The organism is Bradyrhizobium sp. Rc3b (assembly GCF_900114915.1).
Classification (GTDB): domain Bacteria; phylum Pseudomonadota; class Alphaproteobacteria; order Rhizobiales; family Xanthobacteraceae; genus Bradyrhizobium.
In genome coordinates this window covers 93,865-113,732 of record NZ_FOUS01000002.1, presented here as the reverse complement: position 1 = coordinate 113,732, position 19,868 = coordinate 93,865, and the positions used below count along the sequence as shown (strand labels likewise).

At 61.8% G+C, this 19,868-nt stretch carries 15 protein-coding genes; 2 read left to right on the top strand and 13 right to left on the bottom strand.

Annotation, left to right across the window (positions count from 1 at the left end):
* Window positions 1-37: 37 nt before the first annotated feature.
* Together BM190_RS40230 and BM190_RS03965 are read right to left on the bottom strand one after the other, a co-directional pair.
* Window positions 38-604 carry an acyl-CoA dehydrogenase family protein gene (locus tag BM190_RS40230; RefSeq protein ID WP_177236896.1) on the bottom strand — a complete coding sequence of 189 codons (567 nt, stop codon included), beginning with the start codon at window positions 602-604 and terminating at the stop codon, window positions 38-40.
* Window positions 574-1,236: an acyl-CoA dehydrogenase family protein gene (locus tag BM190_RS03965; protein WP_092252138.1), complete on the bottom strand. Its 663-nt coding sequence runs from the start codon at window positions 1,234-1,236 to the stop codon at window positions 574-576. Before BM190_RS03965 ends, BM190_RS40230 begins: the two co-directional genes overlap by 31 nt.
* Before the next feature lie 143 nt (window positions 1,237-1,379).
* Between BM190_RS03965 and BM190_RS03960 the strand changes: the two genes are divergently transcribed.
* Both BM190_RS03960 and BM190_RS03955 read left to right on the top strand, forming a co-directional pair.
* Window positions 1,380-2,330 (top strand): LysR family transcriptional regulator, encoded by a 951-nt coding sequence (locus tag BM190_RS03960; RefSeq protein ID WP_092253003.1) that lies wholly within the window; start codon window positions 1,380-1,382, stop codon window positions 2,328-2,330.
* A 766-nt stretch (window positions 2,331-3,096) separates the two neighbouring features.
* Window positions 3,097-4,536, top strand: a complete 1,440-nt coding sequence (locus BM190_RS03955) for an FAD-binding oxidoreductase (RefSeq protein ID WP_244550582.1) — start codon at window positions 3,097-3,099, stop codon at window positions 4,534-4,536.
* A 246-nt stretch (window positions 4,537-4,782) separates the two neighbouring features.
* On the opposite strand, the gene BM190_RS03950 is transcribed toward BM190_RS03955, so the two are convergent.
* The 11 genes from BM190_RS03950 to BM190_RS03895 form a co-directional block, all read right to left on the bottom strand.
* Window positions 4,783-6,105: an NAD(P)/FAD-dependent oxidoreductase gene (locus BM190_RS03950; protein ID WP_092252135.1), complete on the bottom strand. Its 1,323-nt coding sequence runs from the start codon at window positions 6,103-6,105 to the stop codon at window positions 4,783-4,785.
* Between the two features lie 147 nt (window positions 6,106-6,252).
* Window positions 6,253-7,725 carry an aldehyde dehydrogenase family protein gene (locus BM190_RS03945; protein WP_092252134.1) on the bottom strand — a complete coding sequence of 491 codons (1,473 nt, stop codon included), beginning with the start codon at window positions 7,723-7,725 and terminating at the stop codon, window positions 6,253-6,255.
* A gap of 75 nt (window positions 7,726-7,800) precedes the next feature.
* A complete protein-coding gene (locus tag BM190_RS03940; protein WP_092253001.1) occupies window positions 7,801-8,970 on the bottom strand; it encodes an alanine racemase in 1,170 nt (389 codons plus the stop codon).
* Window positions 8,971-8,996: 26 nt separating this feature from the next.
* The gene (locus BM190_RS03935) at window positions 8,997-9,869 is read right to left on the bottom strand and encodes a GNAT family N-acetyltransferase (protein WP_092252133.1); all 873 of its coding nucleotides are present in this window, start codon (window positions 9,867-9,869) and stop codon (window positions 8,997-8,999) included.
* A 370-nt stretch (window positions 9,870-10,239) separates the two neighbouring features.
* A complete protein-coding gene (locus BM190_RS03925) occupies window positions 10,240-11,208 on the bottom strand; it encodes a homoserine kinase (protein ID WP_092252131.1) in 969 nt (322 codons plus the stop codon).
* A 34-nt stretch (window positions 11,209-11,242) separates the two neighbouring features.
* Window positions 11,243-12,670 (bottom strand): threonine synthase, encoded by a 1,428-nt coding sequence (thrC, locus tag BM190_RS03920; protein WP_092252129.1) that lies wholly within the window; start codon window positions 12,668-12,670, stop codon window positions 11,243-11,245.
* 72 nt (window positions 12,671-12,742) lie between these two features.
* The gene (locus tag BM190_RS03915) at window positions 12,743-14,053 is read right to left on the bottom strand and encodes an NAD(P)/FAD-dependent oxidoreductase (protein WP_092252127.1); all 1,311 of its coding nucleotides are present in this window, start codon (window positions 14,051-14,053) and stop codon (window positions 12,743-12,745) included.
* Between the two features lie 53 nt (window positions 14,054-14,106).
* Window positions 14,107-14,985 carry an ABC transporter permease gene (locus tag BM190_RS03910; protein ID WP_018321788.1) on the bottom strand — a complete coding sequence of 293 codons (879 nt, stop codon included), beginning with the start codon at window positions 14,983-14,985 and terminating at the stop codon, window positions 14,107-14,109.
* A gap of 38 nt (window positions 14,986-15,023) precedes the next feature.
* Complete coding sequence (locus BM190_RS03905) at window positions 15,024-15,974, bottom strand: ABC transporter permease (protein WP_092252125.1); 951 nt, start codon at window positions 15,972-15,974, stop codon at window positions 15,024-15,026.
* Window positions 15,975-16,029: 55 nt separating this feature from the next.
* Window positions 16,030-17,700 (bottom strand): peptide ABC transporter substrate-binding protein, encoded by a 1,671-nt coding sequence (locus BM190_RS03900; protein WP_092252123.1) that lies wholly within the window; start codon window positions 17,698-17,700, stop codon window positions 16,030-16,032.
* Entirely contained in the window at window positions 17,697-19,388 is a 1,692-nt protein-coding gene (locus tag BM190_RS03895) for an ABC transporter ATP-binding protein (protein ID WP_092252999.1), read from the bottom strand. Before BM190_RS03895 ends, BM190_RS03900 begins: the two co-directional genes overlap by 4 nt.
* Window positions 19,389-19,868: the final 480 nt, after the last annotated feature.

Genomic DNA, 19,868 nt, shown 5'->3' with positions numbered 1-19,868 from the left:
CATACCCTCATCTTGTGCCACCGGGCGACGGTGCCGGTCAGGCAAACGGGGCGGCGCGGGGATTTTCGTTGAGGCTTCCAAGCAAGATTGCGCGCCCCTGCATTTCGGACACAAGGTCAAAATCAACGACTGCATGATGACAGGCCGTGACGACGTCGCGGTAGGCGCGGAGCACCGGATTGCCTTCATAAAGTCCATGTGCTCCCGCCGAGGCGTATATACGTTCGATGGCCCGCCGGCTGAGTTCAGCGATATACGCCGCATCCCAGCGGAATTGGATTCGATCGCGATCCGACATCGGCGCCTGATCTGCCAGCATTGCCGCATCAAACCGCTGACAGACGTTCTCCAGCAACCTTCGCGCCTCGACCAACTCCGTACTTGATTCAGCAACGCGGCGTTGCATCGAAACGCTTTCGGCTTTCACCACCCCATAGGCGCTCTTGCGGACCATGGTCGTGTCGATGAAGGCCTTGAGCCCTCTTTCGGCGATGCCGAGCACCGATCCAGCCAACATGGACGCCAGCCCGGCATAGACCGGAAGGCGAAACGTCGGGCTTTGGGCGTGCGGGCTCAGGCCGAGGAACGTCGGAAAGGTAGGCATGATGCGGTGCTCGGGGATGAAGGCATCACGGACCACAAGATCCTTTGAGCCGGTGCCTGCATACCCAGCGTATGCCAGGTGTCGTCCAGTTCCACCTCGGCACGCGGAACCATGACGTGGTAGATCAAATAGTCGTCGGCCTTCGGATTGGTCGCCTTCGCGCCCAGGATGAACCAGGGCGAATGATCGCAACCGCTGCCAAATTGCCAGCGTCCGTCGAGGCGCCAACCCTGCGGTACGCTCTCCACCATGCCCTGCGGCTGCAAGCAACCGGCGAGCAAGTTGTTGGAATCGCCTTCGTAGACTTCCTTCTGGCATTGGTCGGGAAACCTGCCGACGATGTAGTCGTGGGCCACGCAAACCATCAGAACCCAGCTTGCGGAGGAACAAACCTGTCCAAGCTCCGCGCACGCCCAGATGTGACCGCTCGGCGAGAGCTCAAATCCGCCGAACTTCCGGGGCGTGAGAACGCGGGTCAACCCGGACTCGCGGAGTGCCGCAGCGGCATCGTCGTCGAGACGACGCATCTTTTCGCTGTTATCCGCGGTCGCAGCAAGTCTCGGCAGAATGGCGCGAGCCGCGCTCCTGTAATCGAATTCCGAAGTCTTTGAACCCAAGGGCAACATGTTCATCACACGCTCCTGCTTTGAGGGACGGACCTGTCCCGCTCTTTGCGCCCGGCAGGCCGTTCTGACCGACGACCAGGACAGTCAATCCGGGGGCGACAATCTGCCGGCGATTGAGCTCAGTCAAATTCATAGTTATGATCTGCTCCATGAATAGGATTAATGATTATCTCGACCTCAATCTCCTGCGTGTGTTCTTCGCGATCTGGGATCTGCGCAGCCTCACTGCCGCGGGCGAGCGTCTCGGCCTCACGCAACCGGCCATCAGCCATGCCCTGCGAAGATTGAGGGATCGGTTCGGCGATCCGCTGTTCGTGAGAGTGGCGAACCGCATGCTTCCGACGGATGCCGCCGTTCGCCTGCACGAGCCACTCGATCAGGCTTTCGAACTGCTCAATCGCACCTTGCAGAGCGGCATCGTATTTGATCCGCGGGTAACCGAACGAACCTTTCGGGTGGCGATGTCAGATATAGCGGAGGTCTACCTGATGCCGCGGCTGGTGACGGAGCTATCGCGTATCGCGCCGTTCATCCGCGTTCACATTGTCCCTCTGGTTCCTGACAGCGTGGCAAACTCGATGCGTTCCGGGGAGATCGATCTTGCGATCGGCGCCGTCAATGTGTCGGACAAGGACATTGCTAGTATAGATATCCTCAAGGACCGATACATCTGCATGGTCCGTGCAAACCACCCTGTCGCAAAGTCCAGACTTACCCGCTCGAGTTTTTCGAAGCTGCGCTTCTTCTTCACGCGCACGACGTCGACGGTCTACCAGTTGGCCGAGCAATGGCTCGCGAACGAAGCGATCCGGCCCCAGATCGCCGTTCGCGGACATTTCACCGCAGCACCGGAGATCGTTCGCCACTCGGATCTGGCCGCGATCTTCCCAAGGATGCTGGCTTTGGATTTGCACCGCGCCAGGGATTTCCAGCTGCTCGATCTTCCATTCGAACTGCCTCCGATGGAGGTCAAGGTGCATAGTCATACACGCTTTGCCAACGACACCGGGATCAGGTGGATGTGCCAGACAAGCGCAGCCATTTTAAGCAGGCCGGCGGATAGTCCGCGTGCGAAGACAGACGTTAGAAGGTGTTATTAAAATTCGGTCATCTTGCAAACAGGCCCAGATCTCGCTTTCAGGCTTGAGAAGCGCCGTCGAGTGCCTGTGCCGCTATGTTCGGGTAGCTGCACAACCGCGTCGGTTATCGAAGCCGCGACTTGGAAGACGTACGGCCGCACGCAGCGCGAGCAGTGTGACCGGGAGTCCCCCTGCAAAACCCGTCCTCCGAACCAACGGCCAAAGCCTACGGTTTGGGCAGCAATAGAAGACCGATCGCGGATTATCCGCAGCAGCCTTTATCGCTATCGCTCTACTCCTTTTCGCTGCCGATTCGAGCAATGGGACAGCGAGCAGAAGAGTGCAGCGGCGGAAGAACCGTCCTCCTAACCCACGGCGAAAAAACTACAGCTCTCGCGAAGAATTGGCGCAACATCGCGGAGTTCTTCGGTGATTTCGCGGTAGATTCGAACAATTGGATACTGGGGAGAGCTGTGGCGTAGAAATGGCGGAGAGAGTGTCAGTCAACCTCCATTGAAATATGTACCGTTTTTCAATTCAGCACAGAGCAACCTACGATCTTGGCTACGGTAGCGACGCCCCACTTCAAGCATCAGGGATAGATGACCCGTGAAGTCATCGACTACTTCTCTCAAGTCCCAGACGCCTCGCGAGAAAGTGTTCGACGGCGGCGCAAGCTGCCGACAATCGTAGTAATTCAGCATTGGTTTCTTCTGAATGACCCTCCAACGGCAGCCAATGCGGCACAAACGCGCAAAGATGGCCCGATGCCAATTGGGAGCTGAGCATGTCCCAGTCAGTACACGTTCGGGCCTTTCGCGACCTTGTCGGCGACGGAGGCGTCGTTGACGACCCGGAGCGGATGGCTACCTACACGACGGATCAACGCCAGCTCTCCACGGGCTCGACGTTTGCCGTGCTGAAGCCGGCGACGACGAAGCAAGTCGCCGACATCGTGCGGCTGGCGGCGCATCATGGTATCGGAATCGTTCCGCAGGGCGGCAATACCAGCTACTGCGGCGGTGCGACACCGGACGCTTCCGGACGCCAGATTATCGTGAGCCTCGAGCGGATGGACAGGATTCGCGAAGTCGATCCCGTCTCCATGAGCATCTCTGTGGACGCCGGCGCCATCCTGAAGAACGTACAGGACGCCGCGGCGGCCACCGGACTTCTGTTGCCGCTCAGCCTCGGCGCGGAAGGCAGTTGCCGGATCGGCGGTAACATCGGGACGAATGCCGGCGGGCTATCGGTCGTCAGGTACGGAATGACGCGTGATCTGCTGCTCGGAATTGAGGCGGTGCTGTCGGACGGCACGGTGGTCTCCGACATGCGCAAGCTGCGGAAGAACAATACCGGCTACGATGTCAAACAGTGCTTCGTCGGAAGCGAGGGGACTCTGGGCATCGTTACGGGCGCAGTGTTGCGTCTCGCGCCCCTGCCGACCCGCCGCGCGACTGCCTGGCTGAAGCTCGCGAGCGGCGCGCCGCTCGCCGAGCTTCTCGCTCTGGTCCGTCGCGAATCCGCGGACCTGCTGACCACTTTCGAATTCATGGCGGCCCGATCCATCGCGCTTGCGACCGACGCAATGACCGACCCGCGCTCCCTTGGAGCGGGCCCAGCTGGCGCCGTCCTCGTCGAGTTAGCCTCTTCCTCACGTCATCTCGATCTCGACGAACTGATGGAAGCCGTACTGGCCGAGGCGATCGAGTCCGGATGGATCGAGGACGCACTGCTGGCGCAGAGCGGATCGCAGCGGACCGCGATGTGGCGGCTCCGCGAGACCATCCCCGAGGGCGAGAAGCGCCGGAACGGGTCGGTCAAGCACGATATCTCGGTACCGCTTTCCTCCATTCAGCGCTTCCTAGATCTGGCCGGCTCACAGGTGCGAGCATATGACGCCGACCTTGAGCTCTCCGTGTACGGCCATGTCGGCGACGGCAATCTGCACTACAACGTGCTCGTTCCCGCCGGCGTCGACCGCATCGAGTTCACCAAGCGGATCGAAAGCAGCCTGTCTCTGCAACTCTACGATACAGCCGCAGCGCTCGGCGGCACGTTCAGCGCGGAGCATGGCGTCGGCCGATTCAAGAAGCATCTTCTGGAGCGGTACGGCGATCTCGGGCGCATCGCGGCGATGCGCCGGATCAAGACCGCCTTTGATCCGGCGGACATCATGAACGCTGGCGCGATCGTCTGCCCATTGGGAGAGAAGTCTGCCCGTTGAACCATCGGCCGGCGAGTTGGCGATCCTTTCCAAACGGTGGGTCTTCGGCCGATGCACCTCGATCAGCCAAATCGTCTTGTCCATAAAGAAAGAGCCACTCCGAAGGAGTGGCTCAAGTTGGGGAGGAAACGCCCCTTAGGGACTGCTAAATCGCGATCAGGTCCCGCACGCGGATAAGGATCTTCGAGCACAGCTCCGAGTCCTTTGCTCGCCACGGTACGTCGGGCCTGACGTCCGGCTCGATCTTCAGATGGCGGCGATGTCCAGCTTGGAACCATCGACCAGACGCGACAGCCGGAACGGCGTCGGATCGACGCAAGGCGTGTCGTTTACGACAAGCTCTGCGGCCAGATAGCCGAGCCCCGGGCCCAGACCGAAGCCGTGACCCGAGCAGCCCGCCGCGAGGACGAGGCCATCCACCCCGTCCACCTGCGATACCACGGGCACTGCGTCCGGCGTGCAATCGACGAAGCCGCCCCAGGCGCTATCGATCTCTATTTCGCCGAGTTGGGGGAAGGTTTTCCGGACACTCTCCACCACTTGGCTCTCCAGCCATTTCAAGGGCGGAGGGTCCAGCACGCGATTCTGTTCGAAGATCCGGTCGTCGTTGGTCAGCAGCGCCGGCAATGAATCCGGCCCCGAAACGAACGATTGGCCGATGCCGAGCCTGACGTTCTTCAGGCGACGCAAGAACTGCGGCATGAATTCCCGGCTATACCGGATGGCCTGGGGCGTGATTTCGAGGTTCGCCTTGCCGCTGATCGCAAGCGTGTAGCTGCCGTCCAGTCGGCGCGTAATCGTGCAATAGGGTGTCGAGACCGCCTCGCCTATGTTGATTGTCGGCGTGGAACGCAGCGCGGTCTGCCGGATGCTCGCTTGGGGGAAACTGATCCCGAGCGGCCGAAGGAAGCGCGAGGACCAGGCGCCGGCGGCGCACAGCACAGCACTGGTTCTGATGTAGCCCTTCTCCATGTGCACGCCCGCAATCCTGCCATTGGCCAAGTCGAGCGCCCGCGCGGCGCATCCCTGGTGGATCGTGGCGCCCAGAACTCTAGCCCCCTCAGCGATAGCCGGCGCGGCGAGCGCAGGTTCGGCCTTGCCGTCTCGCGCCGAATAGGTCCCGCCGACCCATTTGTCGCGCGCTTCGGGGACGCGCTCGGCCACCTCGGCCCGGCTCAGCACGCGGGTATCGACGCCGTACTCCCTGGCGACCTCGCGCCACTTTTCCCAGCCCGCGAGCACAGCCTCGTCATGGGTCGCATAGACGAGACCGCAGCGACGAAATCCAAGGTCCCGATTGATATCGCGCGTGAGCTCGTCCCACAGCCGCATGGAGAGCACCGATAGCGGCAGTTCGCGCCGGTCGCGGTTCTGCTGGCGGCACCAACCCCAGTTTCGGCTCGATTGTTCACAGGCGACGTGCCCCTTCTCGAGGAGCGCCACGGAGAGGCCACGCTTCGCCAGGTAATAGGCGGCCGTAGAGCCGAGGATGCCGCCGCCGACGATGACGACGTCGGCCTCGGCCGGGAGACGCTCATCGCTGTGAATGCGCTCGACGTGGGGCGACATGGTCCAACGAACCTCGGCTGCCAAGAATGCGGAAGCAACGTTTCCGATCAGCCCTTCATCGCATCGTGCGCTCGGTAGAATGTGCTGAAATCATCCAGGACTTCGCAAGATGTTCGGTTTTCTGGCCGTTTGAGCGATACGAGATGCTCAAGCGCGAGAGTGATAAAATCCGAGGACGGCCTTGGTCTCGAGATACTCCTCCATGCCCTCGATGCCGTATTCGCGACCGTTGCCGGAGCGCTTGTAGCCGCCGAAAGGTGCGTTGGGGTCCCAGTCAGGATAATTGAGATGGACTTGACCCGACTGGATCTGCCCGGCGACGGTTCGCGCCGTCTCCATATCAGTGCCCTGCACGTGGGCGCCGAGGCCGTAGACGGTGTCATTGGCGATCGCGATCGCTTCGTCCACGGTGTCGTAGGGAATGATCGACAGCACCGGGCCGAAGATCTCCTCCTGCGCGATCCTCATGTCGGGACGGACGTTCGAGAAGATGGTCGGCCGCGCATAGAAGCCAGTCCGGAGATCGTCGGGCCGCCCTCGCCCGCCGATGACGAGCTTGACGCCTTCTTCCAGTCCGACGCCGATCATGGTCTGGATGCGCTCGAACTGCGGCCGGTTGGCGATCGGACCATGGGTCGTGCTTTCCGCAAGGGGATCGCCGACCACCAGTTCAGAAGCGGCCGCCGCGGCCCAGGTCTCGACCTCCTCGATCCGTGAACGGGGCACGAGCATGCGCGTCGGCGCACTGCAGGATTGGCCGAGATTGCGGAAGGCGGCGGCGACGCCAAGCGGAACAGCACGGCTGAGATCGGCGTCCGGCAAGATGATATTTGGCGACTTGCCGCCGAGCTCCTGGGCAACGCGCTTGACGGTGGGCGCTGCCGCTTGCGCGACGAGAACGCCGGCGCGCGTCGAGCCGGTGATCGAGATCATGTCGACCAACGGATGCGACGCGAGAGCGGCGCCCACGATCGGACCTGTCCCATTGACGAGGTTGAAGACGCCGGGTGGGCAACCGGCATCGTCCATCAGTTCCGCGAATAGCAAAGCGCTCAGCGGCGATAATTCGCTCGGTTTCAACACCACCGTGCAACCGGCCGCAATCGCCGGGGCCACCTTCGCAGTAATCTGATAAAGTGGCCAGTTCCATGGCGTGATGAGGCCGCAGACGCCGATTGGCTCGCGCATGATCGCGGTGCTGCCGCGCACGGCGATGAACGGATAATTCGCGAGATTGTCGCGGGCGACGCGGATATGCTCGGCGGCCAACGGCACCTGAGCGCGGCGCGCATAGGTGATCGCAGCTCCCATCTCACACGTAAGCGCCTGCGCGAACAGCTCCAGCCGCTCAAGGAGCAAGGCGTGCATCCGGTCGAGCAGCGCCGCTCTCTGAGCAGGCGGTGTCATGGACCAGGCGGCGAAGGCTCCTCTGGCGGCTGCGATCGCGCAGTCCACATCATCGTCGTCGCCGAGCGCGACGTCGGCGATCGGCTGTTCCGTCGCCGGGTTGACGACAATTGCGGCTGCCGTGACTGATCCGATCGGCTTCCGCCAGTCTCCGTCGATGTAGAATTTTCCGAGAAAGCCGGCTTCCGTCAAATGTCGAAGGGGCGAGGTCATTGGAAGCGATCCTTGATCCGGGAATAGGCGCCGATCGGCGGCGGGAACCAGGGGCTGGGAATGGCCCGGCCAGTGCTACCAGCCGCGCATCCGGGGCCATCGGGCGTGAGTCGCGTCGCCGCCGGCGGAGACGACGTTGTACAACTCGTGTTGCGACGCCGTAGCACAGGCGTGATTGGGGAGAATCCTAACCTTCGCGCCGATCGGAAGATTGGGCAAAGCGTGCGCCGACCCGGGCCTGATGGCGAGGATCCCGTGCTCCTGGCTTGCTTGCGAAACGATCAGGTCCGGATAGACCTTGCCGGCCACGTCGCAGACCAGACCATATCCGTGGTCGACCCGCTGCGCCGCGGTGCCGCGGTCGCGCGACAGCGCCATCCATCCGGCATCGACCAAAATCCAGCCCTTCTCGGGCTTCGTGCCGATCACGGTGGCGAGCACCGAGATCGCGATGTCGTCCGTCGTGCAGACACCAACACCGTGCATGACCAAGTCGAAGAACATGTAGACGCCCGCCCGCATTTCCGTGACGCCGGTCAGGTCTTCGGCGAAATGCGCTGTCGGGGTCGAGCCGACGCTCACGATGGGGCATTGGTGCCCGGCCGCCCGCAAGGCCTCCGCCGCGGCAACCGCTACCGCTCTCTCATTCTCCGCAGCCGCGACGAGAGCCTCGGGCGTGAAGAGGCTGTAGGATTCGCCTGCATGGGTGAGAACGCCGGCAAGCTTGATGCCGGCCTCGCCCAGCGCGACCGCGACTGCAATGAGCTTTGGATCGTCCGCGGTCAGCCCGCCGCGGTGACCATCGCAGTCAATCTCGATGAACGCAGTGGGTGTCACACCAGCGGCACGACCGGCGGCGCCGAGCATCCTCGCCTGCTCCGGCGAATCGAGCAGTACCTTGAGGTCAACGCCTGCTTTGCGCAGACGCATCGCTCTTTCAGCTGTGTGGGGCGCCAGACCCACCGCATAAGTCATGTCGCGAAAACCGTGCCGCGCGAAATACTCGGCTTCCGCCAGGGTAGAAACAGTGATCGGCCCCGATCCGGACGGATAAGCCCGTCGCGCCACGTCGATGGATTTCGCGGTTTTCATGTGGGGACGCAGCACGACGCCCCGCTCCGCCATGCGCGAGGACAGGCGGGCGAGATTGCGATCGAGCCGATGCACGTCGAGCAGGAGAGCCGGCGTTGCCAGCGTGCCGAGCGTTGCGGCCGTCTCGGAGTTCTGGTGATCCGTTCCGCTCATCTCCTCGCGTCGCACGTCGATGTCTCCTAGCCGAACGACTGATTGGGAATCGCAAACACGCGCGCCGGCCCGCTTGATGGTGCCGGCGTGCCCAAGATCATTGTGGTGGCATCGCCGATCTGCTCCAGGCCGATGCCTTCAAGCCAATTCCCGAGCTGCGATGTGGCAGAGGTGTCGATGCGGACAAAACCACTGCCGAGCCGCGCGAGCGCAGCCTCGATCAGCGCCTGTGCATCGGTCTCGGTTTCGGCGACGACGGGACCGATGACATGCCCGCGGCCAAAAAGCCGGGAGATGGCGTAGCCGCGGGCCATGCCGTCACGCTGCAGGAGATAGCTATCACCGCTTTGGAGTAGCTTTTCGAGCATCTGTCGTCTCTCCAAGCCCGTAGCGTCGCGATCGAGTCGCATGATCACCTCGAAATCCGAGGCAGCCATTGGCCTGACGAGCCCCGGCGGCGACTCATGGCGTCCTCTGGGAATTCCCTGATGCTGGTGGATGACCCCGATGGGGACGAAACCGCGCCGCTGGTAAAGCGCTTGGCCTTCGGCGGTCGAATTCAGCGCAATGCTTCGTGGACGCGCGGACGTCAGCAACGCATCCATGAGCCGGGCCCCATAGCCACGGCCCTGAGCGGTCTTCGCGACGATGATCATACCAGCGGAAGCATGGGTTTCGCCATACGGCCACCATGCCGCGGTCCCGATCACCGTCCCAGCGTGTTCCAGAACAAAGCCTTTGCCCAGCTGCAGCGCGACATCCCAATCTTCGAGCCGATAGGGCCAGGACATCTCCTGCGAGAGCTTCAGGGCGCCTTCCAGGTGTGATCTGGCGAATGGAACCAGCACCGCGGCTCGATCGTCGCGATCTCCGGCCTGGTAAGCTGCGGGCTTCATCATTGGTCGACGTTTCTCTTGCTCGCGGTACTTGTCGCCAGTACCTGATTGACGGCGAGGTCCACCTGATCCTCGCATCGTCCGCACTGTACGTTTCACCAGACAGCATTACACAATTGGACTGGAGCAAAGTTCGGCATAGAATTTCATTGTTCGCGGCTCGACGCGGCCAATCTGCCGTCAGCGGCGGGCGCGCCAGGACGGCGCTCGAAAGCGGGCCGTCAGAGCTGACGCCTCACATGCGGCGGGAGCACCACTGCAAGCGCCAGACGGTGCGGATTGACGTCGGTTATCACGACGTGTCGCGCGCCGACGCGTCGGGCGCCGCGGCGCGGCCTTCGAGAGTCGGCGTCATAATTCCCTCCAATCTCCGCTAGGGCGCCATTTCGGCGATTATCATGGGGATCTCTCCACGCAGCACGCGCAACATGCGCTCGAAGTGACCCGGATCGTGTGGCTTTAGGAGCGTAGCTTTGCGGGGCAGATATACGTCCCACAGGCGCGACAGTAAAAACCGAAATGCCGCAGCGCGCTGCATCGCGGGAAGCAGCAAGCGCTCCGAAGGAGTCAACCTCCGGACGCTCTCATATGCGTCGAGGAAGGCGATGACTCGCTCCTCGTCGTAACGGCCGGCGGGACCATCGATGCACCAATCATTGACGCACACTGCAATGTCGAACAGAAGCGCGTCGCACCCGGCGAAATAGAAATCAAGAACGCCGGACAGTTGCCCCCGCTCAAACAAGGCGTTGTCGCGAAAGAGATCAGCGTGCACCGGTCCCCTGGGCAGTTGCCGGTAGGTCGAGGACAAAGCGACCTGGTTCTGAAACGCCAATTCACTCGCGAGCAGCGAGCGCTGTCCAGCAGATGCATAGCGGCTGACCACCGGCACAACCTCGTTCCACCACTGGAGGCCGCGCGGATTTATCTGTTGTCGCGGGTAATCGGCCCCAGCCAGGTGCACCTGCGCGAGGAATTTTCCGACGGCACCACAATGCGCGACCGTAGGCTCCATCTCGCTTGCACCGGGAAGCCTGGTAACGACGGCGGCAGGCCGCCCCTTCAGTGAGTGAAGGATTTCGCCGTCACGGTTGGCGACCGGATTGGGGACGGGCATGCCCCGCACCGCAAGATGCTTCATGAAGTGGAGGTAAAACGGCAACTGCTCGAAGGGGAGGCGCTCAAAAATGGTGAGCACGTACCCTTCCCGATCCGTATCGACGAAGTAGTTGGTATTCTCAATTCCGCTGGTGATCCCGCGAACGGAGCGAGGCGCGCCGAGACCCCGCGCTCGAAAGAACGCTGTGACTTGGTCGAATGACAGCTCCGTGAATACGGCCATGGGTTGACGCGACCTTCGTTCCGATATCTGCCGTTCAGCAGGCTTTATCGCGCACAATCTCGGTGATGTAGTTCTTGACAGCCTGGGCATTCGCGGGAAGGACTTTGACCCGCCTCGGCAACTTCTCAATGCCATCGTAGCTTTGCGGGCGATCGGGCTCACGGCCCAGAGCTTCCTTGATCGTCGCGGCGAATTTGATCGGCAGAGCAGTTTCGAGCACAATCATCGGCATCTCGGGACTCGCGTGCATGCGCCCGACCTTCACGCCATCTGCCGTATGTGGATCGATCACGGTGTTCCGACGCTTCCACGTGTCACGGATGGTCGCGAGCCGATCGGCATGTGTGCTCCTTCCGCTACGGAAGCCGAAACGGGCTGTAGCCTCTGCAAATCTGGATTCTCCACTCAGATCGAACGAGCCTCGCTCCCCGAGCTGATCAGCAAACAGCGATTTCGTTCGCTCTGCGTCCCGATCTAACAAGTCGAATACAAAGCGTTCGAGATTTGAAGCCTTGGAGATGTCCATGGACGGGCTTGAGGTTTCGAGCGTGTCTGCGCGACTTCGGACGCGATACACCCCGGTACGGAAAAACTCGTCGAGCACGTCGTTCTCGTTGGTCGCAAGGACCAGCCGGGATATTGGAAGCCCCATCATGCGCGCAACATGCCCCGCGCAGATGTTTCCGAAATTCCCCGAAGGCACTGCAAAGCTTACACTTGTCGCCCCCCGTTCGGACGCCTGCAGATAACCGGAGAAGTAATAGACGACCTGCGCAAGGAGCCTCGCCCAGTTGATCGAGTTCACCGCACCGATCTTGTATTTCTGCTTGAACTCCAGATCGCTCGCCACCCGCTTGACGATGTCCTGGCAATCGTCGAAGACGCCTTCTATCGCGATGTTGTGGATGTTGTGGTCCTGGAGGCTGAACATCTGAGCTTGTTGAAAGGCGCTCATTCGTCCGCGGGGCGAGAGCATGAACACCCGCACCCCTTTCTTGCCGCGCATGGCGTATTCTGCCGCGCTTCCGGTATCGCCACTGGTCGCACCAAGAATGTTCAAGTTCTCCTGCCGGCGCGCCAGCTCGTACTCGAGCAGATTGCCGAGCAACTGCATGGCCATGTCCTTGAACGCCAACGTGGGACCATTCGACAGTTCCTGGAGGTAAAGTCCCCTCTCCAGCTTTCGCAGCGGCGCGATGTCAGGCTTTCCGAATATCTCCGGCGTGTAGGTCTTTGCACAGATGGCTTTCAGGTCGGCGGAGGGAATATCGCCGACATAGAGCGACAGGATCTCGAAAGCCAGGTTGGCGTAGGACAGCGTACGCCACGCATCCAGCGTGGCGTGGTCCACACGAGGATAGGTTTCCGGGACGTACAGCCCGCCATCCGGGGCGAGGCCTTCAAGCAATGCCTCGCAGAATTGCTTGCGGCCTGAATGGCCGCGCGTGGACACGTACTGCATCGTCAATCTTCTTTAGAGAGGCGGAAGTGCCTCCGGAACTCAGACCTGGGTTGTAAGCTATGCTGCCGGCCATCAGCGGCTGGCGCGCCACATCGCGATCCGGTCACGCATCCGGTAGCCCTGAATGAAGGCAGGCATGAACCACGGATTGCCTCGATAGAACGGGATGAAGGCCGGAGGCCTGAAGTCGAACGCGGTGCGCGCCCTCTCCTCGTGTCCCATGAGCTTGTGGGCCGCATGCATACCGACCCATGGCGCCCAGACCACGCCCGATCCGCAGAAGCCGCTGGCATAGACGATACCTTCCTTCTCGAAAATGCGCGGAATCATGTCGCGGTTCATGGCCACATGGCCGAACCAGCTGTGTGAGAGGCGAACGGGCTCCAGCTCAGGGAACAGATTCACCAGGCCCTTGCGCAGAAGCAGCTTCGGGGCGACGGGGTCGCCGACACGAGAGCTGTCGCGGCCGCCCAGCAAGATGCGTTTGCCATCAGGCGAGGGCCGATAATAGAAGCCGACCTCCCGGCTCTCCGTGATCATCATGCGTTTCGGCATCAGCCGCGCCATGACTTCGGGCGCAAGCTCCTCCGTCGCAATGATCCGGCTGCGAACCGGGACCAGCCGACGGCGCAGGAAGGGCACGGCGCCATCGGTGTAACCGTTGGTACACACCAGCACCTGATGTGCCTGCACCGGACCGGCCGCGGTGACGACGCGGAAACCGGAGCCATCTCTGTCGATCGAGATCACGGGCGTCCGGGCGTGGACTGTCAAACCGGAAGCGAGCGCGACCCGCAGCAGTTCGGCGTGGAATTTCGCCGGGTGCAGCCCGCCGATGTCCATCCGAACCGTACCGCCGCGATAGACATCGGTGCCGATATACTGGTGCTGTTCGGCATAGGGAACTGCGTAGGCTTCGATCCCAAGCTTCTTTGCGAGCCGCTCGGCGGTGCGCGCGATGGCTTCATATTGCTCATAGCCGAAGGCGCCCTTGAACTGCCCCACCGGCTGGAAGTCGCAGGCGAGGCCCTCCGTCCTGATGAAATCGTACAGGAACTCGCGTGCGGCCTTACCTTCCGCCTCGATCGCCAGCGCCCTCTCCTCTCCGAACCGGCGCGTGAGCGTCGCGTAATCGGGCCGAATGGATCCGCTGGTGATACCGCCGTTGCGCGTCGAAGCTCCTTCACCAGGATCCATGGCGTCATAGGCCGCAACCGAGCGGCCCTCGCGCGCCAGCACCAGACCGGCCGAGAGCCCTGCATAGCCCGCGCCCACGATCAACACGTCGAGCTTCCTGGCTATTGGCTGCTGCGGCGGCGGCTTAAGCGGCGCGGCTTCCCACCAATAGGGCGTGGCCTTCTCGGCAACTCTCGGCGCGTGCATGGCTTTGGTTCTCGTATGGTCGCTGGTTTCAGCCGCGGCTCGGTTGAAATCGTTCAGATGTGGTCGTTTCGAACGTCGAGGGCATCTCGCAAGCCATCGCCGATGAAGTTGAAGCTCGTCACCGCCATCGTAATGGCGGCACCGGGAATGATGGCGAGCCAGGGAGCGCTCGCCAGATATTGCTGGGCGCCATTGAGCATGTTGCCCCAGCTGGGCAGCGGCGGCTGGATGCCGTAGCCGAGAAAGCTGATATAGGCCTCCAGAAGGATCGCGCGCGCGACGGCCAGACTTGCGGCGACGATGATGGGACCCATGGCATTGGGCAGGATCTCGCGGAACATGATGTGCGCCCTGCGAAGCCCGACCATGCGCGCAGCCTGGACGAACTCGCGCTCGCGCAGCGAACGGACCTCGGCCTCGACGATTCGCGCAGTCTCCATCCAGCTCGTGACGGCAATGATCACGGTGATCATCGCCGGGCTCGGCCGCAGCGTTGCGGCCAGCGCCAGCACGAGAAAGATCGAGGGATAGGACAGGAAGCCATCGACCGTCCGCATCAATGCCGCCCCGACCCAACCCCCGCGATAGCCGGCCGTCACGCCAATGAGCGTGCCGATCAACGTCGACAGCAACATGGCGGAGAACCCCACCGCCAGCGAGACGCGCCCGGCCATCAACAGCCGCACCGCGAGGTCTCGCCCTAAGGGATCCGTGCCCAAGTAATGGTTGCCTGTCAGCGGCGGAGCAAAGCGGGCGCGCAGATCGATGTGGAGCGAATCGTAGGGCAAGGCATAGGGACCGATGGCGCACGCCAGCACGAGCAGGGTGATCATCGCGATTCCCAAGAGCGCCAGGTGGTGACGCATGAAGCGGATAACGGCACGGCTGTGCCACCAGCGGGCCGGAGCTGCGTGCGCGACGATGGCGGTCATATCTACTCGCTCCTCTTATCTGTCGTGAGTCTGCAGGCTCAGGCCAGGCGAATGCGCGGATCGACGGTGGCGATCACGATGTCTGCGATCAGATTACCCAACAGGACCAGGATGGCCGAGAAGATCAACAGCCCCATCACGACCGGATAGTCGCTGTAACCAAGGCTGTCGAGAAACAGCCGCCCCATGCCCGGCCAGGTGAACACGGTCTCCGTGACCAGCGCGCCGGTGAGAACGCTGGGCAATTGCATCCCTGCCAGCGTGATCATCGGCAACAGCGCATTGCCGATGACATGTTTCAGCAAGATGCGGCGTTCGCTCACGCCCTTGGCCCGGGCCGTCTTGACGAAATCCTGACTGAGCGCATCGAGCGTTGCCGTCCGCATGTAACGGCTCCAGATAGCGACATGAACGAGGGACAGCACCAGGCTCGGCAAGATCAGGTGATGCAGATAGTCCAGTACCGAGCCGTCGCCAATTGTGTACATGTTGCCTGCGGGCACCCAACCCAGCTTCAGGGTGAAGATGTAGATGCCGATCAGGCCGAACCAGAACGTCGGAACGGACAGCGCCACCATGGCGCCGACAGTCGCGCAGTAGTCGAACAGCGAATAGCGGTGGGTGGCGCCGCGGATTCCGATCCAGGCACCGACCCCGATCGCAAATGCGGTGGACGTACCCATAAGCAGTAGCGTAGCCAGCAAGTGTCGACCAATCACCGTCAGCACCGAAGAGCCATCGCGGAACGAGTGTCCCCAATCGCCCTGGAGCAGCCGCCAGGCCCAATCGAGATACTGCATCCATAGCGGCCGGTTCAACCCGAGCTGCGCTGCGAGCCGCTCCACATCTTTCTGGGTCATCCCCGGATCGAGCCCGAACTGCGCCAGAGGACCACCCGGCATGAGGTTGAGAACCGTGAAGCCGATGATCGAGACGATCACCAGCAGCACAATGCTCTGCAAGAGACGATTCACCAGGAAGGCGGACATTCGAGTCCTCCATTAGCGTGACAACACCGTCCGACGCGGTCCGGCCGGCGAGACATCAGCTCGCCCAATACCAGGCGAGCGCGTTCCAGGACTCCGTGCGCGTGTTGCCATTCGGCACGAATCCATTGATCCCCTTCTTGAGACCTTCGACCGAGTTGCTCTGATACAGCGGTAGGAAAGGCAGATCGCGGCGCACGAGTTCCTGTACGCGAGAGTAGATCGCGCGCCGCGCTTCGGGATCGAAGGTGCGTGCGCCTTTGTCGAGGAGGGCATCGACCTCCGGATTTGCGTATTGGGCATTGTTCGAGCCGCGGCCGCCCTTCGCTGCGATCGAGCGCGAGTGGAGGCGATTGGTGACGTCCGGATCGGCGCCAATCAGATACGAGCTGCCTACGATCACGGAATCGAACTGCGATTGCACCCAGAAATCGCCCCACATCACGGCGGCGGGCAGGTTCGATATCTTCATCTCGACCCCCAGTTGCGCGAACGTCTGCTGCAGGAACTGCTGCACCTGTTCACGAAGGGGATCGCCCGACGTGGTCGAATTGGTAAAGGACAGGCGAACGCCGTTCTTGGCGCGAATGCCGTCCGCGCCCTTTGCCCAGCCGGCCTGATCGAGGATCTTGCCCGCGCGCTTTACATCAAATTGGTGCAGGGGCAGATTGGCGTGGAAGAAGAAGGACTGCCGCGGCATGAACGTCTCTGTCGGGGTAGGCACCCCGTAATAGAGCCCCTGAATGATCGCCTCCTTGTCGATCGCCGCGTAGAGCGCCTCGCGAACGGCCAGCTCCTTGAACTGCGGGCGCTCGAGGTTCAGGTAGAAGGATTCGAACGAGGTCCTTGGGACGAGCGTCACCACACGGTTTGGCAGCGTCTTGGCTTCCCCGTAATGATCGGGCGTGATGTAAGGCTGGCCCACGAGATCAATGTCGCCGCTCTTGAACTGGGTGTAGAGGACCGTGAGATCGGGAATGTATTTGAAGACCAGCCTCTCGATGTGAGGGCCATCACCGAAGTACTCGGTGTTCGCAACGAGTTCGAGATGGTCACCAGCAACCCTCTTGCTCCACTTGAAGGCGCCGGTGCCGACCGGTGCCTGGTTGAAGGCGGCGTTGTTCGGATTGGCCTCTTTCTCGAGGATGTGCTTGGGGACGATGAAGGTTTCGGTCAGGAACGACAGATACGGCGCAAAGGCCTCCTCCATTCGCCACGTGATCTCCGTCGGCGAGACCACCGTGATATCGCGCACGAGAGCATGGCCGGCCGTGCGCCAACTCCGGAAGTTCGGATTCGTAATCAGCTCGAGCGTGAACTTCACGTCCTCGGCGCTGAACGGTTTGCCGTCGTGCCAGCGGACATCGTCGCGCAAACGAATACGCCATTTGAGACCGTCTTCCGAAATGCCGCCATTCTTCTGGTTCGGCACTTCCATGGCCAGGTTGGGCTGGATAACGCCTTGAGGATCGATGCGGAACAGCGCGTCGAAGACCGAGAAGTGCACGCCATCATCGACTTCAATGTGTACCATCAGCGGATTGAAGACGGTGGGCTCTTGTCCAAGCCCGACGATCACGCGGCCGGTTGGCTTTGTCGGAGAGGTGCGCGCGTGGGCCGGCTTGCCCAATAGATTGGGCGCGATCAGGCCAGCAGCTCCGCCGATCGCCACCATTCGCAGAGCATCACGCCGCGAGTAGCTCGATGTCGTTGCAGAACCCTTGGTCATAACGTCTCTCCTCCCTTGTGCTGTCCGCCATACTCTGCATGTTCGGGCATGCTCTGGGGTTGCTCGCCCGGGATTGCTGCCACCAGTTCTCGCGTGTAGGTGGATTTCGGATCGAGGAATATCTGGGACGGCGGTCCGCGTTCCACGATTTGTCCTCGATGCATGACGGCGATTTCATCGCAGATTTGGCTTGCGACGCGCAGATCATGCGTGATGAAGATCATCGAGACGCCGGTCTCCCGCTGGATCTGGTCGAGCAGCTTCAAGATCTGGGCCTGGATCGATACGTCGAGCGCTGAGACCGCTTCGTCGGCAATCAGCAATTTTGGCTTGAACATCAGCGCCCGCGCGATGCCGACGCGCTGGCGCTGCCCGCCGGAGAACTCGTGCGGATAGCGCTCAAAGGCGCCTGCATCCAGGCCGACATGGGACAGAAGCTCCCGCGCACGCTCGCAAGCTTTGTCATAAGGCATGCCATGCGCGACCGGGCCGACAGTGAGAATTTGACCGACCGTCGATCGCGGATTGAGCGATGCGAAAGGATCCTGAAAGATCATCTGGATGTTCGGCCGTAGCGGCCGAAACTCGGCTTCGGAAAGCCCAGCGATGTCGCGGCCTTCGAACAGAATCGAGCCGCCGTCGCACTCCATGAGCTTGATCAGCAGCCGACCGAGCGACGACTTGCCGGAACCGCTTTCCCCAACGACGCCGAGCGTGCGACCCGACGTGAGGTCGAAGCTGACCCCATTGACCGCAGGCACGATGCGCTGTGTACGGAAAAGCGCGCTGCCGCTGCGATAAGTCTTTGCCAGGCATTCGACCTTCAGGATCGACGCTCGCTCCCCGGCTTCCGAGGGAACGCGGTCCTTGCCGGTCAGGTGGGGCACGGCTGCGATCAGGCGGCGTGTATAGAGATGATTGGGCGACTTCAGCACCTGCGCGGCACTGCCCTGCTCCACGCAATGGCCCTTCTCCATCACCACAACGTGGTCGGCAATCTCTGCGACGACGCCGAAATCGTGGGTGATGAACATGACGCTCATTCCCTTGCGGCGCTGAATGTCGCGGATCAATTGCAGGATCTGCGCCTGGGTCGTCACGTCGAGTGCGGTGGTCGGCTCGTCCGCGATCAGGATCGCAGGTTCGAGAGCCAGAGCCATGGCGATCATCACCCGCTGCCGCTGCCCGCCCGAAAGCCGGAAGGGATACTGGTGATACATGAGCTGCGGATCAGGCAGACCCACTTCAATCAACAAGTCTATGGCCCGGCTGCGACGCGAGGCCGGCGTACCAACGTCGTGCGCGGCCATCACCTCCTCGATCTGCGCGCCCACGGTCATCAGCGGGTTGAGCGCCGAGAGAGGATCTTGAAAGATCATCGAGACGACTCGGCCGCGCAGACTGCGGAGCTTTTCTGGCGCGAGGCCTACGATGTTCGTCCCATTCAGGTGGATCGCCCCCGAGGTGACCCTGATCACCTTCGGCAGAAGCCCCATGATCGCATTGGCGGTGACCGACTTGCCCGATCCAGATTCTCCGATGATGCAGAGAATCTGTCCACGTTTGAGATCGAAGGAGATGTTCTCGACGGCGTGGGCCCGCTCCATTCCTTCAGGCAGGCTCACGGTCAGTTCGCGCACCGACAGCGCGACATCGGCGGGGGCTGCAGCCGGCTCGCCAGAGGCCATCGGAACATCCTCCCTTTTTAGCTTCGTTCGGCCATCCTGCTGCGAGCCGCGCCTTCGGTTCTTTGCCTTGCCACGCTTCTTCGACAGGTCGACGATTTGACGTTCGACGTGCCATTCCTCCATTGGAGGCTGCGACATGATTCAGGCCTCCCCGCGCAAGAGGCAAGAACTCTTCTTCGCAGTGCGGCGCCGACCGAACAGGTCAGTTCGATCGAAGCGAAGCATGGATGGTGCCGAGCTCATAGCTTGATCGCTTCTGCCAAGATCTGCTCCTCGACAAGGCTCATGCGGGTTGCCTCTATGGACTTCGATCCTTCGATCCGTTCTGCCGATCTTGACGATTTGAATCACCCTGGAGTCGCCGAAAGCCGGCATCGAAGCAGCAGGAACTTCTGAAAACGAAGTCCGATTTGGCATTTCAGTCTGCGCCGCCAGCCCTGCCGCGGCGGCGCGCGACGGATCGCAGGAGCACGTGCATCA